The organism is Stenotrophomonas sp. PvP093, assembly GCF_017876915.1.
Classification (GTDB): domain Bacteria; phylum Pseudomonadota; class Gammaproteobacteria; order Xanthomonadales; family Xanthomonadaceae; genus Stenotrophomonas; species Stenotrophomonas muris.
Genome location: NZ_JAGIOX010000004.1, coordinates 2,719,482 through 2,733,152, shown reverse-complemented (window position 1 = coordinate 2,733,152; position 13,671 = coordinate 2,719,482). Strand labels below are relative to the sequence as shown.

Here is a 13,671-nt window from a genome sequence, read left to right as displayed (position 1 = left end):
CTGCATCGGATGGCTGTGTCATTCCGCTGCCGGTTCCTGATGACCCCCTCCAGGAAGGTGCAACGCATGTATTACAGCAGTGGCAACTACGAAGCTTTCGCGCGCCCGCGCAAGCCGGCCGGTGTGGATGGCAAGCGCGCCTGGTTTGTGGGCTCGGGCCTGGCCTCGCTGGCCGGCGCCGCATTCCTGGTGCGCGACGGCCGCATGGCCGGTGAACGCATCACCATCCTTGAACAGCAGCAGATTCCTGGCGGCGCGCTGGATGGCCTGAAGGTGCCGGAGAAGGGCTTTGTGATCCGCGGCGGCCGCGAGATGGAAGACCACTTCGAGTGCCTGTGGGATCTGTTCCGCTCAATTCCGTCGCTGGAGATTGAAGATGCCAGCGTGCTGGACGAGTTCTACTGGTTGAACAAGGACGACCCGAACTACTCCCTGCAGCGCGCCACCATCAATCGCGGCGAAGATGCGCACACCGATGGCCTGTTTACGCTGACCGAGCAGGCCCAGAAGGACATCATCGCGCTGTTCCTGGCCACCCGGAAGGAGATGGAGAACAAGCGGATCGACGAGGTGCTGGGCCGCGACTTCCTGGACAGCAACTTCTGGCTGTACTGGCGCACCATGTTTGCGTTCGAGGAATGGCATTCGGCGCTGGAGATGAAGCTGTACCTGCATCGCTTCATCCACCACATCGGCGGCCTGCCGGATTTCTCGGCGTTGAAGTTCACCCGGTACAACCAGTATGAATCGCTGGTGCTGCCGCTGGTGAAGTGGTTGCAGGACCAGGGCGTGGTGTTCCAGTACGGCACCGAGGTGACCGACGTCGACTTCGATCTGCAGCCGGGCCGCAAGCAGGCCACGCGTATCCACTGGATGCGTGATGGTGTAGCCGATGGCGTGGATCTGGGCGCGGATGATCTTGTTTTCATGACGATCGGTTCGCTGACCGAAAACTCGGATAATGGCGATCACCACACCGCGGCGCGTTTGAACGAAGGACCGGCGCCGGCCTGGGACCTGTGGCGCCGCATCGCCGCGAAGGACGAGGCCTTTGGCCGCCCGGATGTGTTCGGCGCGCATATCCCGCAGACCAAGTGGGAATCGGCGACAGTGACGACGCTGGATGCGCGCATTCCGGCTTACATCCAGAAGATCGCCAAGCGCGACCCGTTCAGTGGCAAGGTAGTGACCGGCGGCATCGTCAGCGTGCGCGACTCGCGCTGGCTGATGAGCTGGACGGTGAACCGCCAGCCGCATTTCAAGAACCAGCCCAAGGACCAGATCGTGGTCTGGGTGTACTCGCTGTTTGTGGATACGCCCGGCGACTACGTGAAAAAGCCGATGCAGGAGTGCACCGGCGAGGAGATCACCCGCGAGTGGCTGTACCACCTGGGCGTGCCGGTGGAGGAGATCGACGAACTGGCCGCGACCGGTGCGAAGACGGTGCCGGTGATGATGCCGTACATCACCGCGTTCTTCATGCCGCGCCAGGCCGGTGACCGCCCTGACGTGGTGCCGGAGGGTGCGGTGAACTTCGCCTTCATCGGCCAGTTCGCCGAATCGAAGCAGCGCGACTGCATTTTCACCACCGAGTATTCGGTGCGTACGCCGATGGAAGCGGTGTACACGTTGCTGGATATCGAACGTGGCGTGCCGGAGGTGTTCAATTCAACCTACGACGTGCGCTCGCTGCTGGCCGCCACCGGTCGCCTGCGCGATGGCAAGGAACTGGATATTCCCGGGCCTGCGTTCCTGCGCAATCTGCTGATGAACAAGCTGGACAAGACCCAGATCGGTGGCCTGCTGCGCGAGTTCAAGCTGGTGCAGGAAGACTGAGCGGGCAGGGGGAGGCCGCCGGTGAGGGCATCGGCGGCCTCAAGATCTCACGCTACGCCGTCGGTCGAACGGCTCAGCTGTTCCCACGCGTCGATGCTACCGGCCATCGATGCCAGCTTTGCCCTCACCAGCTGCAGTGCATCACTGCCCAGCAGCAAGTGGCGGGGAGGAGCGTCGCTGTCGATGACCTGCAGCATGGCCTGCGCAGCCTTCACTGGATCACCGGGCTGGTGGCCACTCTTCGCCTCACGCGCGCTGCGGATGGGATCGAACAATGCGTCGTAGTCGTCAATGCTGCGCGGTGCCCGCACCATCGAGCGGCCTGCCCAGTCGGTGCGGAAGGAACCCGGCGCGACGGCCGTGACGTGGATACCAAACGGCGCGACTTCCTTGTCAAGCACTTCACTGATGCCCTCCAGCGCGAACTTGCTGCCGCAGTACCACGCGATGCCCGGCATCGTGATGAAACCGCCCATGGAGGTGATGTTGAGGATATGGCCGCGGCGCCGGGCGCGCATGTGCGGCAGCACGGCCTTGATCAGCGCGGCCGGAGCGAACACGTTCACCTCGAATTGCTGCCGCAGCTCGGCGAGCGTGGATTCTTCGAGGATGCCTTCGTGGCCGTAGCCAGCGTTGTTGACCAGCACGTCGATGCTTCCGATGTTGGTTTCGATATCGGCGACGAGCGCATTGATGGCGGCGGTATCGGTTACGTCCAGCAGGCGACCGAATGCGCGGCCGGGAGCGAGCGCTTCGAGTACCTGGCGGTCGGTTTCGTTGCGCACGGTGCCGACCACGCGGTGGCCGGCCAGCAGGGCCTGCTGGGCAAGGGCGCGGCCGAATCCACTGCTGACACCGGTGATGAGGAGAAAGCGGGAAGGGGGCATGAGGGGGCGTTCGTGGTGGGCAGGGCTTGCACGTTAGTTCTTGAACGACCGGGGTCACAGGCCTAGGATTCGGCCATTCTTGCCTATTCCTCTGGGGTGCCTGTGGTCGATTCCCTGCAACGGCAGGTGCAGGCGCGCATGGTCGGCCTGCTGAAGACGCTGGCGGTGGAGGAGGGCTATACGCTCACGCGCCTGCCGGGGGTGCGGTTGCTGCGATCGGACCGGCCACTGGCGCGCACGCCGGTGTTGTACGACCCCGGCATCGTGATCGTCTGCCAGGGCGTGAAGCGTGGCTATCTGGGCGGGCAGGTCTACCAGTACGACGCCCAGCACTACCTGGCAGTGTCGGTGCCGGTGCCGTTCACGATGGAAACCGATGCGTCGGCCCAGGCGCCGCTGCTGGCCATCTACCTGCACCTGGATCTGCAGCTGGCGGCGGATCTGCTGATCGAACTGGGTGAACAGGAGGGCACCCCGGCGACACCGGCGCAGAGCATGATGTCCAGCCCGATGCAGGCGCCGATGCAGGCCACGGTGCTGCGCCTGCTGGAGGCACTGGCTGAACCGTTGGAGGCTGCCGTGCTCGGCCCTGCGTTGGTGCGTGAGGTGTACTTCCGCGTGCTGACGGGTGCACAGGGCGGCGCAATGCGCGAGGCGCTGGCCATGCGCGGGCGCTTCGGCAGCATCGGCAGAGTGCTGCGGACGATCCATGCCGGATATGCCACCACCCTGGACGTGGGGCAACTGGCCACCGAAGCGGGCATGAGTGTGGCGACCTTCCACGACCACTTCCGCGCGATTACCGGCACGTCGCCGATGCAGTACGTGAAGTCGACCCGCCTGCACCAGGCACGGTTGCTGATGCTGCGGCAGGGGATGACTGCCGAAGCGGCATCGCTGGCGGTGGGGTATGCCAGCCCATCGCAGTTCAACCGTGAGTTCAAGCGCCTGTTCGCGTTGCCGCCGGCGGCCGAGGTCGCGCGGATGCGGCGCAGTTTCGCGCTGCCACCTCCGCCAGCCGATGCGGTGTACGTATCTGCGCATTGAGGGGCAATCAAAGGTCACGTTGCCAGCAAGCCGGCCAGCGGCCGGCTCTGCCGGGAATGATGCCTGGCGGGTGCAGCAGAGAGGGGTTGACAGGGTGTCTACCTACTAGTAGGTTTAATTGCCATGAAAGAGTCGCTCTCGCCCAAGGCACAGGAAATCCTGGCCCATGCCCGTGCGCTGCTGGAAGCCGGTGGCTACAACGGCTTCAGCTACGCCGACGTGTCGGCGCGGGTGAACATCAGCAAGGCCAGCATCCATCACCACTTCCCCAGCAAGGCGGATCTGGTGCGCACGGTGGTCGAGCTGTACCGGGCCGAGGCGCGCGAAGGCCTGGCGCTGCTGGACCGGCAGTTGGCCGACCCGCTGCAGGAGCTCAACGCCTATGTGGATTACTGGTCCAGCTGCATTGCAGGGGGTACGTCCTCGTTCTGCATCTGCGCGATGCTGGCCGCCGAAGCGCCGATGATTCCGGCAGAGATCGCTGAGGAAGTGCGCGGCCATTTCGAGGACCTGAGCGGCTGGCTGGCAGTGACGCTGGAGAAGGGCGTTTCGATGGGCCAACTGCAGTTGCAGGGCTCGGCGGCCGATGAGGCCAAGGCGTTCATGTCATCGGTGCACGGCGCGATGCTGGCCGCGCGCGGTTTCGGTGATGCGGCGACCTTCGCGGCACTGGCGCGGTTGGCGATTGCGCGGGTGAGCGCGGCGTCCTGAGAGATGTGTGGTGGGCCTGCGGCGACGCGGGCCTTCTTTTTGAGTCCAATGCCTACCTACTAGTAGGTTCATTCTGTCCCTGGAGATGTCCCATATCCCACCCTCTGTCCACACTTGGCGTGATCCATACCGCTGTCAGCCTGATCCCGGTGTTGAGTGGCCTGTATGCCTTCATTCGCCACCGCGCAATCGATCCCGCCACGCGCGCGGGCAAGCTGTACCTGGTGGGGCTGGTGCTATCGGTGGCCACCTCGTTCACCGTGTCCAGCACGGGCGGGATCAACCCCGGCCACGCATTCGGGGTGATCGTGCTGCTGGTGGCATTCGGCGGCGTGCTGGCCGCGCGGCTGCGCTGGCTGGGGCGCGCCGCGCGTAACCTGTCGACCTTCGCACTGTCGTTCAGCTTCCTGCTCTCGTTGGTGCCCGGTGTCAACGAAACGCTGACCCGCTTGCCGGCGGCGCATCCGATTGCTGCGGCACCGATGGCCCCGGTGGTGCTGCACACGCTGCTGGCCTGCCTGGTGGTGTTCGTGATCGGCTTTGCCGCGCAGTGCTGGAGGCTGCGAAACCGTGGTTTGGCAGGACGATCCTGAGACGCCGCCGGTCACCCCGGCGCGGCAAGTGCGCCCAGCAGTGCCGCCGGTTCGATCAGTGCAGCCGAGCGCGCCGGATCGAGTTGAATGTGCCGGCTGCAGAAGCAGAACGATTGGCCCGCTGCAGGCTCGGGGGTGTTCGCGCTCGCGTCCGGCGTCTCGATCTCCAGCACTTCGTCCACGGCCAGCGCCAGGGTTGCGGTGCCGGCGTTGATCAACAGCATGGCCGGGCTGCCACCCTCGAATGCCGGTTGGCCGCTCATGCGGCGCAGGTCGACGACGGGTAATGGCTGCCCACGAACTTCCAGGGTCGGCCTGCCGTTGCGGTCTGCAGGGCCGAATGCCTCCGGACCGCGGATTTCGACCGCTGCCTGGATGTCGATGGCGAACAGGACGGTGCCTGCACGCACGACGACGATCTCGAACAGGTCGGCAGGCGATGCGCGTGTTTCCGTTACAGGGTGGGCGGGTACGGGCATGCGATGGGCGTGGCGAAGACGATGGGAAAGGAGATCTGGATGATGACGCCTGGACGCAACGCGCGGCCGCGTCGGCGTGCGCGTGCAAGGCGATGGTTCAGTGTCTATCAGGCGGCTGCGCGTGGCGCGCCGACGGTGCCGACGCGTGGAAAATGCGGACGCAGCAGGCCGACGAGCTGGTCCATGCCCGGAATGGAGTGGCCGAACTCGTCCCAGCGCGCATTCACCAGGCCGGACACCACGATCTGCCCGGTCTCGATGTGGGTCATTGCCCAGTACGGAACGGCACGCGCGCTGATGGCCATGTCCAGTACCGGCACGACGGCAGCATGCGAGCGGCTGTCATGGATGCGGCGCTTGACTGCTTCCAGGGCGTCGGGCGGGCCTTCGATGTACTGGAAAAACCGCTGCCCGTCGACGATCAGCGCACCGGTAACGTCCACCCGGCGATTGAACGTGGCAGATTGCGAGACGATCTGGTGGAGGGCTTGATTGGACAGCTCAGCCGACATGCGGCTGGAGTAAGCAAATGCATGGAGCATGGAAGGGGCTTCTTGTGACGCACGTCACTATACGCACGCAAGCCCGGACCGTCGTGAGGCTTTGCTCACGCCGCGATTGGCTTCGCGCACTGGATCAACAGCCCACCAACCGGTCGGCACCGAGACCGCCGCGATGCTGGCTGCGGTACTCGGTAGGGCTCGCGTCGACCTGACCGCGGAAGTGCCGACGGAACGATTCCTGCGAACCAAAGCCGGCCTGTTCTGCAATCCACTGCAGCGGCCGGTCAGTGGTTTCCAGCAGCTCGCGCGCGAAAGCCACGCGTTCGCGGATCAGCCAGTCGATCGGCGACAGGCCGGTGGCGTCCAGGAACTGCCGCTGCAGCGTGCGTTGGCTGAGCGCGGCCTGCTCGGCGAGGCTGCCCAGTGAGTGGGGCTCGCGCAGGTTGCGGCGCATCCATTCCATCAGCTTTGCCAAGCGGGTGGGCTCGCCGTGGGGAATGGCGCGGCTGACGCGCTGGCTGCGCCCGGCATCACGCCACGGTGCCAGGACCAGCCGTTCGGCCACCAGGTTGGCCACGCGCGCGCCGTAATCCTTGCGCACCATGTGCAGCATCATGTCCATGCCGGTGGCCGAGCCGGCCGAAGTGATGATGCTGCCGGTATCCACGTACAGCGCATCCTCGCGCACATCGATGCGTGGGAACTCGCGTGCCAGCGCTTCGGTGAGGCGCCAGTGGGTGGTGGCCTGGCGGCCATCGAGCAGCCCGGCCCAGGCCAGCACGAAGGCACCGGAGCAGATCGAGGCGATGCGCGCGCCACGTGCGTGGGCACGGATCAGTGCATCGAGCAGTGCCTGCGGTGGGCGCTCGCTGGGTTCGCGCCAACCGGGGATGACGATGATGTCGGCGTCATCAACCGCGCTGAGATCGTAGGGAAGCTGCACCTGCGCATTGCCGAGCATGCGCAGCGCACCGGGTTCGCCCGCGCACAGCTGGGTGCGGTACCAGGCCACGCCGAGTTCCGGCCGCACCGGCGCGAACAGGCCGACCGCGCAGCCGAATTCGAACAGCCCCTGGCCGTGGCAGGCGACGATGGCAACGAGCGGCGCGGTGGGATCGGCGGGTGGGCTGGGCATGGCCTGATGCTACGGGTGGCGGTGCGTGGCGTTGCGTGATGCGCGGGCATGAGGTGATGCCGGGCGGGCATATGGGAACCGGGGTCGGATCCCTTCCGCAGGAAGGGCTCTGACCCCGTGGTGGGGAGGCGTGCGTGGGGTCAGAGCCCTTTCCTATGGAAAGGGATCCGACTCCGTGGGGGACCCCGTGCGTGTGCGCCGCCTAACGTCATTACCAGCGGTCATGTGGGTGGCCGGATGTTACGGCTGGGTGACGCGATCGCGCCTGTCGCACCAGGTGAACAGGCCCTTGAATGGAAGCGTGTTTCCGGCCCACCCCCACGAGCCCCCATGCCTGCCGCCCACGCCCCTGTCCTGAGCGCTCTCGCTGTTCTGATCACAGCCATCCTTGCCGCCTCGCCCAGCCATGCGGCTGAAGCAGACGCAGATCCTGCTGCCACCGCCGCGACGGCCAACGTGGCCGCGTCCACGCTGGATGCGGTGGTGGTCACCGGCTCACGCACCAGCACGCGCACGGTGAAGAACAGTTCCACGCCCATCGATGTGATCTCTGCAGAGGACCTCGCCGCCACCGGGCAGGGCAACCTGCTGGAAGCGCTGCAGCGCAGCCTGCCGTCGCTGAGCCAGATCGGCGGCTACCAGAGCGACCAGGAGAGCCTGATCCGTGGCTACCAGCTGCGCAACCTGTCACCGGGCTACACGCTGGTGCTGGTGAACGGCAAGCGCCGCAATGCCAGTGCCTATGTGAGCGGTGCCAATGGGGGCGGCTTCCCAGGCCATGCGTGGGCGGACCTGGCGTTGATTCCGGTGTCGGCCATCGACCACGTGGAAGTGCTGCGTGATGGTGCGTCGGCCATCTATGGCTCGGACGCGATCACCGGCGTGGTCAACGTGATCCTGAAATCGCAGGCGCACGGTGGCGATGTGTCGGTGGAGAGCGGGCAGAGCATCGATGGTGATGGTTCGCGTACCAGCGTGCGCGCCAATGTCGGGCTGCCGTGGGGCCAGGATGGCTTCGTCAACCTGTCCGGCGAGAACACGCGGCAGCACCACGCGATCCGCACCCGTCGCTACATCGATGGCTACCTGAGCTATCCGGCAGTAGATGCCAACGGCAACCGGGTCGCACTGCGCCCGAACAATCGCTTGCCGACGGGTGCATCGCCGAACCCGGCCGAGGCCAACCGCGATGCCGAGGCCAACACCATCCTCAGTTCGCCGTCGTACGCGTTGAAGGCTTTCGCAGTGAATGCAGGCCATGGCCTGGGCGAGAGCGCGCAGTTCTACGCCAACGCCACGGCCAGTGACCGCACCGCGCAGGCGATCCAGAACTTCCGCCTGCCGGCGACCATCTTCACCACCTACAAGGCACCCGGCGTGCTGAGCGTGTTTCCCGATGGCTTCCTGCCGGTGCTGGAGACCAAGGAAAAGCAGTACACCGGCACTGCGGGCGTGAAGGGGCAGATCGCGGGCTGGGATTACGACGCCAGCCTGACCGGCAACCGCAGCACGGTGCGCACCTATACCCGCAATTCGGTGAACTACTCGCTGCCGTATCCCGGTTCGCCCACTGACTTCTATGACGGCAAGCTGGACTACCAGCAGGGGATCGCCAACCTCGACCTGCGCCGTGGCTTCGAGGTGGCCGCCTTTGCGTCGCCGCTGGAAGTGAGCGCAGGCGCCGAGTACCAGCACGAACAGTACGAACGCGGGGCCGGGCAGTGGGAGTCGTACACCGGCTTCGGTGCCGCAGCCTTCGTCGGCTATTCGACTGCCGACGCGGTGAAGGCGACGCGCAACAGCAAGGCGGTCTATGTGGGCGCGGCCAGCAACATCACCTCGCGCTGGTATCTGGATGCCGCGGCGCGCTGGGAAGATCATTCCGACTTCGGCAGCGTGTCCACTGGCCGCCTGACCACGCGCTTCGACTTCACCGACGCGTTGGGTGTACGCGCGACGGTCAGCAACGGCTTCCATGCGCCCAGCCTGGGCGCACAGTACTACCAGGCCACGGGCAGCTGCCCGTGCGGGACCACGCTGGTGGCGCAGGTGTCTTCACCGGCGGCGGTTGCGCTGGGTGCTGCGCCGCTGAAGCCCGAGAAAGCCACCAACTACAGCCTGGGCGTGACCTGGGACCCGAGCCCGGCGTTCCATCTGGCCGTGGATGCGTACCAGATCGACATCCGTGGCCAGCTGGGCCAGTCCAGCCAGATCGGCTACAACGCGCAGGATCCGGCGCGCATCACCGACAACAGCGGTACGGTGCTGAGCGCGGCGCAGAAGAACACCATCGATGCGCTGCTGGGTTCCGCCGGCATCAGCATCCTGCCGGGTGATGCGTTCTACGCCAGCTACTTCACCAATGTGGGCAATACCCGCACGCGCGGTGTCGAGCTGACCCTGGAAGCCAACCAGGACACTGCGTGGGGCAAGCTGCGCTGGAGCTACGCGGCCAACGTCGGCCGTACCACCATCCAGAAGGTGAGCGACATTCCGGCGGCGCTGCAGGGGCTGCCGAACATCAACCTGCTGACCAAGAGCAGCGAATACGCGCTGCGCTTCCGCACGCCCAGCTACACCCAGGTAGCCGGGCTGGGCTGGCAGAACGGGCGCTGGCGTTCGAACGTCGATTTCACCTACTACGGCCCGATCAAGCGCCTGAACAACGGCGTGGAGTACAAGCAGCCGCCGGTGCTGGTAACCAACCTGTCCGGCGGCGTGGAGCTAGGGGCGGGCTGGAGCGCGGCGCTGGGGATCAACAATGTGTTCGACAAGCGCACGCGCAAGGTGCCCGCGTATGCGCGCAGTGCCACCGATGTGGCGAGCATCGAGACGACGTGGGACAGCGGCGATGTGCTGGGCAACGTCGGGGCGTATTGGTATGGGCGGATCAGTTACCGGTTCTGATCTGGGGCAGCCGAGCATGGCTCGGCTCTACAAAGGCGGGAAGCAGCCGAGCATGGCTCGGCTCTACAAAAGACGAAGGGCGGCCGGAGGTAGTTCGGCATTATCGAGGAGCAGTTCATGTCTTCTGCATTGAAGGTGGTTGCATTGGTGGGGTCGCCGACCAGTTCGGCGGCATCGCGCACGTTGCTGCTGGTGCGGCATCTGCTGGCGTCGCTGCAGCAACGCGTGCATGCCAGCGTGGAGCTGGTGGAGCTGGCGCCGATCGCGCGCTCGCTAGGCCAGTCGTTATCGCGCGATGAGGCGGGGCCGGAGGTGGAACAGGCGCTGCAGAGCATCGAGGCCGCAGAGCTGCTGGTGGTGGCCGCGCCGGTCTATCGCGGCTCGTATCCCGGGTTGTTCAAGCACCTGGTCGACTTCGTCGGGCTGGAGGCGCTGGTGGATACGCCTGTGCTGCTGGCGGCGACCGGTGGCAGCGAGCGCCATGCGCTGGTGATCGACCACCAGTTGCGGCCGTTGTTCAGTTTCCTGCAGGCGCACACGCTGCCGATCGGGGTGTATGCCACGCCTGCCGACTTCGACGGCGAGCACATCAACAGTGCTGCCTTGCAGGCACGCATCGCGCTGGCAGCCGAGCGTGCGGCCGGCCACCTGGCGACGCAGGCGCTGACGGTAGCGGCGCCGCTGCGACGCATCGCCTGACGCCATAACCGGCGGCGCTTTGCTTATGGCCACGCCGCATCTGCATGGCCGGATCTGACCGCCGATTGTCGCCAGGCGTCGCTGCCGCAGCCGCCGGCATCTCTAGCATCGATATCGAAGCGGCATCGCATTGCCGCCCCCGATGAGGACGACCCCGTGAGTCTGGACGCAACCGATAAGCCCATCCTGTTCCTGCTCGATCGCGAGTTCGAGGACGGCCAGATTCCCGGCCAGCGCTTCTTCTGCCGGCACAGCCTGTTGCTGGAAGGTGCACTGTCGAGCATCGACGGCCTTGATGCGCAGCTGGACGTACGTCGCATCGGCTTCGCGCGGCCGCGCCGCGAGGTGATCGCCGAGATCGGCGAGCAGGACCAGTCGTTGCCCAAGCTGGTGCTGCCGCAGGGCGTACGCAGCGACCTGGCCAGTGGCGCGCACCAGGACCGGCAGTACATCTCCGGTGCCGAACCGATCCTGGCCGCACTGAACGGATTGCTCGGCATTCCCGTGGCCCACCCCTGAGCGAGGACGCGACCGTGAGCTATCAGATCAGCGTGCTGGACAAGAGCCCGGTAGCCGAGGGCGCTTCGCCGGAGCAGGCGCTGCGCAACAGCCTGCAGCTGGCGCAGCGCGCCGAACAGCTGGGCTATCACCGCTACTGGTTTGCCGAGCACCATGCCGCACCGACGTTGGCCAGCCCTGCACCGGAAGTGCTGGCGGCCTGGGTGCTGGCGCAGACCCGGCGCATCCGCATCGGCAGTGGCGGGGTGATGCTGCGCCACTACGCGCCGTACAAGGTGGCGGAGAACTTCAACCTGCTGGCGGCGCTGGCGCCGGGGCGCGTGGATCTGGGCGTGGGCAAGGCCCCCGGCGGCCTGCCGGCCTCGACCGCCGCGCTGGCAGCCGGGCGTCCGCCGTTCGCCGACTTCGACCAGCAACTGCGCGACCTGGAGGGTTATCTGGCCGGCGCCGAAAGCGAGGCGCTGGCGCGGCCGGTTCCGCAGCAGGCGGCGGAGCGTTTCCTGCTCGGCGCAAGTCCACAGAGCGCAAAGCAGGCGGCCGAACTGGGCTGGCGCTTCGTCTACGCCGCGCACTTCGATGGTGACCCGAAGCACATCGAGGCCGCGTTCGACGCCTACCGCAGCGTCGCCTCGCAGCCGCCGCTGCTGGCCACGGTGGCCTTCGCCGCACCGACTGCGGAAGCCGCTTCGCGTCATATCGGTGCGCTGCGCGTCTACAAGCTGCACCTCGGTCCCGGGCAGGCGGTGAACCTGCCCAGCGCCGAGGCAGCTGCCGAGTACGCGCGCCAGGTGGGGGTGGCCGACTTCCGCATCGAGGAAACGCGCCCCAGCGTGCTGTCCGGCGATGCGCAGCACGTGCGTGACGAACTGGATGCGCTGCACCGGCGTTTCGGCGTGGGCGAGTTCATCCTCGATGCGCCGGTGGCCGACCTCGACGCACGCCTGACATCCCTTGAACTGCTGTCGCCCGCGCCGCGCGCGGCGGTGGCCTGACCTGCAGGAGCGTTTCCCATGAGCACGACCCCGCGCCACATTCCGTTGGGCATCATGCTGCAGGGCCCCGGCAGCCACATGCATGCCTGGAAGCACCCGTCCAACCCGGCCGATGCCAGCGTCAACCTGCAGTTCTACATCGACATCGCGCGCACCGCCGAAGACAATGGCATCGCCTTCGGCTTCGTGGCCGACGGCCTGTACATCAACGAGAAGTCGATCCCGCATTTCCTCAACCGCTTCGAGCCGATCTCGCTGCTGTCGGCGCTGGCCACGGCCACGAAGAAGATCGGCCTGGCCGGCACGCTGTCGACGTCCTACAGCGACCCATTCACCGTCGCCCGCCAGTTCGCCTCGCTGGATCTGCTCAGCGGCGGCCGCGCCGGCTGGAACGTGGTGACGTCGCCGTTGGAGGGCTCGGGTCGCAATTATGGCCGCCCACATCCCGAGCATGCACTGCGCTACCAGATCGCCGACGAGTACCTGGAGGTGGTGCAGGGGCTGTGGGATTCCTGGGATGACGATGCCTTCGTGCGCGAGCGCGACAGCGGTACGTTCTTCGCGCCGGAAAAGTTCCGCCGCCTCGACCACAAGGGCCGCTTCTTCCAGGTGGAAGGCCCGCTCAACATCCAGCGTTCGCCACAGGGCCAGCCGGTGATCTTCCAGGCCGGTTCATCCGACGATGGCATCGCGCTGGCCGGCAAGTACGCCGATGCGGTGTTCACCCATTCGCCGTCGCTGGAAGAAACCCGCGCGTTCACCCAGAAGGTGAAGAACTCGGCGATCGCGCATGGCCGCAGCGGCAACGACGTGAAGATCTTCCCGGGCATCGGCCCCATCGTCGGCCGTACTGTCGAAGAGGCCGAGGCCAAGTACCAGGCAATCGCCGCACTGGCCACGCTGGAGGATGCACTGGCCTACCTGGGACGCTTCTTCGACCACCACGATTTCAGCCAGTACGATCCGGATGCTCCCTTCCCGGACCTGGGTGAGATCGGCAGCAACTCGTTCCGTTCCACCACCGATCGCATCAAGCAGGATGCGCGGGAGAAGGGGCTGAGCCTGCGCCAGGTGGCACTGGAAGCCGTGAGTCCACGACCGAACTTCATCGGCACGCCGGAGCACGTGGCCGATGAGTTGATCCGCTGGTTCGATGCCGGTGCCAGCGACGGCTTCATCCTCGGTTTTGCGGCGCAGCGCGAAGGCCTGGACGATTTCGTGACCCAGGTGCTGCCGATCCTGCAGGCGCGCGGCTACCACCAGCGCGAGCTGGAGGGGCAGACCCTGCGCGAACATCTGGGCCTGCCGTACAAGGCCAGCCGCCATTCGACCGATGCCGAGCCGGCGCGGAAGGCGGGGTAGG

Annotated in this window: 13 protein-coding genes; 9 read left to right on the top strand and 4 right to left on the bottom strand. The window is 66.2% G+C overall.

Features of this window, described 5'->3' with window-relative positions; genetic code table 11:
* Nucleotides 1–66 precede the first annotated feature (66 nt).
* Nucleotides 67–1,836 (top strand): oleate hydratase, encoded by a 1,770-nt coding sequence (locus J3A72_RS15085; protein WP_075076783.1) that lies wholly within the window; start codon nt 67–69, stop codon nt 1,834–1,836.
* A 47-nt stretch (nt 1,837–1,883) separates the two neighbouring features.
* On the opposite strand, the gene J3A72_RS15080 is transcribed toward J3A72_RS15085, so the two are convergent.
* Nucleotides 1,884–2,723 (bottom strand): oxidoreductase, encoded by an 840-nt coding sequence (locus J3A72_RS15080; RefSeq protein WP_075076784.1) that lies wholly within the window; start codon nt 2,721–2,723, stop codon nt 1,884–1,886.
* Between the two features lie 102 nt (nt 2,724–2,825).
* Here J3A72_RS15080 and J3A72_RS15075 point away from each other — a divergent pair, with 102 nt between their 5' ends.
* From J3A72_RS15075 to J3A72_RS15065, 3 genes are all read left to right on the top strand, one after another.
* Complete coding sequence (locus J3A72_RS15075; protein WP_080469294.1) at nt 2,826–3,770, top strand: AraC family transcriptional regulator; 945 nt, start codon at nt 2,826–2,828, stop codon at nt 3,768–3,770.
* A 123-nt stretch (nt 3,771–3,893) separates the two neighbouring features.
* Entirely contained in the window at nt 3,894–4,481 is a 588-nt protein-coding gene (locus J3A72_RS15070) for a TetR/AcrR family transcriptional regulator (protein WP_049440761.1), read from the top strand.
* Nucleotides 4,482–4,573: 92 nt separating this feature from the next.
* Complete coding sequence (locus tag J3A72_RS15065; protein ID WP_075076826.1) at nt 4,574–5,074, top strand: hypothetical protein; 501 nt, start codon at nt 4,574–4,576, stop codon at nt 5,072–5,074.
* A gap of 11 nt (nt 5,075–5,085) precedes the next feature.
* On the opposite strand, the gene J3A72_RS15060 is transcribed toward J3A72_RS15065, so the two are convergent.
* From J3A72_RS15060 to ftrA, 3 genes are all read right to left on the bottom strand, one after another.
* Entirely contained in the window at nt 5,086–5,553 is a 468-nt protein-coding gene (locus J3A72_RS15060; RefSeq protein WP_049440767.1) for a chemotaxis protein CheW, read from the bottom strand.
* A 107-nt stretch (nt 5,554–5,660) separates the two neighbouring features.
* The gene (locus tag J3A72_RS15055) at nt 5,661–6,095 is read right to left on the bottom strand and encodes a BLUF domain-containing protein (protein ID WP_075076785.1); all 435 of its coding nucleotides are present in this window, start codon (nt 6,093–6,095) and stop codon (nt 5,661–5,663) included.
* Between the two features lie 94 nt (nt 6,096–6,189).
* Complete coding sequence (gene ftrA / locus J3A72_RS15050; protein ID WP_014646895.1) at nt 6,190–7,191, bottom strand: transcriptional regulator FtrA; 1,002 nt, start codon at nt 7,189–7,191, stop codon at nt 6,190–6,192.
* A 330-nt stretch (nt 7,192–7,521) separates the two neighbouring features.
* Here ftrA and J3A72_RS15045 point away from each other — a divergent pair, with 330 nt between their 5' ends.
* The 5 genes from J3A72_RS15045 to J3A72_RS15025 all read left to right on the top strand — a co-directional run bounded on the left by J3A72_RS15045 (nt 7,522) and on the right by J3A72_RS15025 (nt 13,670).
* Nucleotides 7,522–10,098, top strand: a complete 2,577-nt coding sequence (locus tag J3A72_RS15045; RefSeq protein WP_075076786.1) for a TonB-dependent receptor — start codon at nt 7,522–7,524, stop codon at nt 10,096–10,098.
* Nucleotides 10,099–10,215: 117 nt separating this feature from the next.
* Entirely contained in the window at nt 10,216–10,797 is a 582-nt protein-coding gene (msuE, locus tag J3A72_RS15040) for an FMN reductase (RefSeq protein WP_075076787.1), read from the top strand.
* Between the two features lie 156 nt (nt 10,798–10,953).
* Complete coding sequence (locus J3A72_RS15035) at nt 10,954–11,316, top strand: DUF3088 family protein (RefSeq protein WP_014646898.1); 363 nt, start codon at nt 10,954–10,956, stop codon at nt 11,314–11,316.
* 14 nt (nt 11,317–11,330) lie between these two features.
* Nucleotides 11,331–12,308 carry an MsnO8 family LLM class oxidoreductase gene (locus tag J3A72_RS15030; RefSeq protein WP_014646899.1) on the top strand — a complete coding sequence of 326 codons (978 nt, stop codon included), beginning with the start codon at nt 11,331–11,333 and terminating at the stop codon, nt 12,306–12,308.
* 18 nt (nt 12,309–12,326) lie between these two features.
* Nucleotides 12,327–13,670: an LLM class flavin-dependent oxidoreductase gene (locus J3A72_RS15025; RefSeq protein ID WP_075076788.1), complete on the top strand. Its 1,344-nt coding sequence runs from the start codon at nt 12,327–12,329 to the stop codon at nt 13,668–13,670.
* Nucleotide 13,671 lies beyond the last annotated feature (1 nt).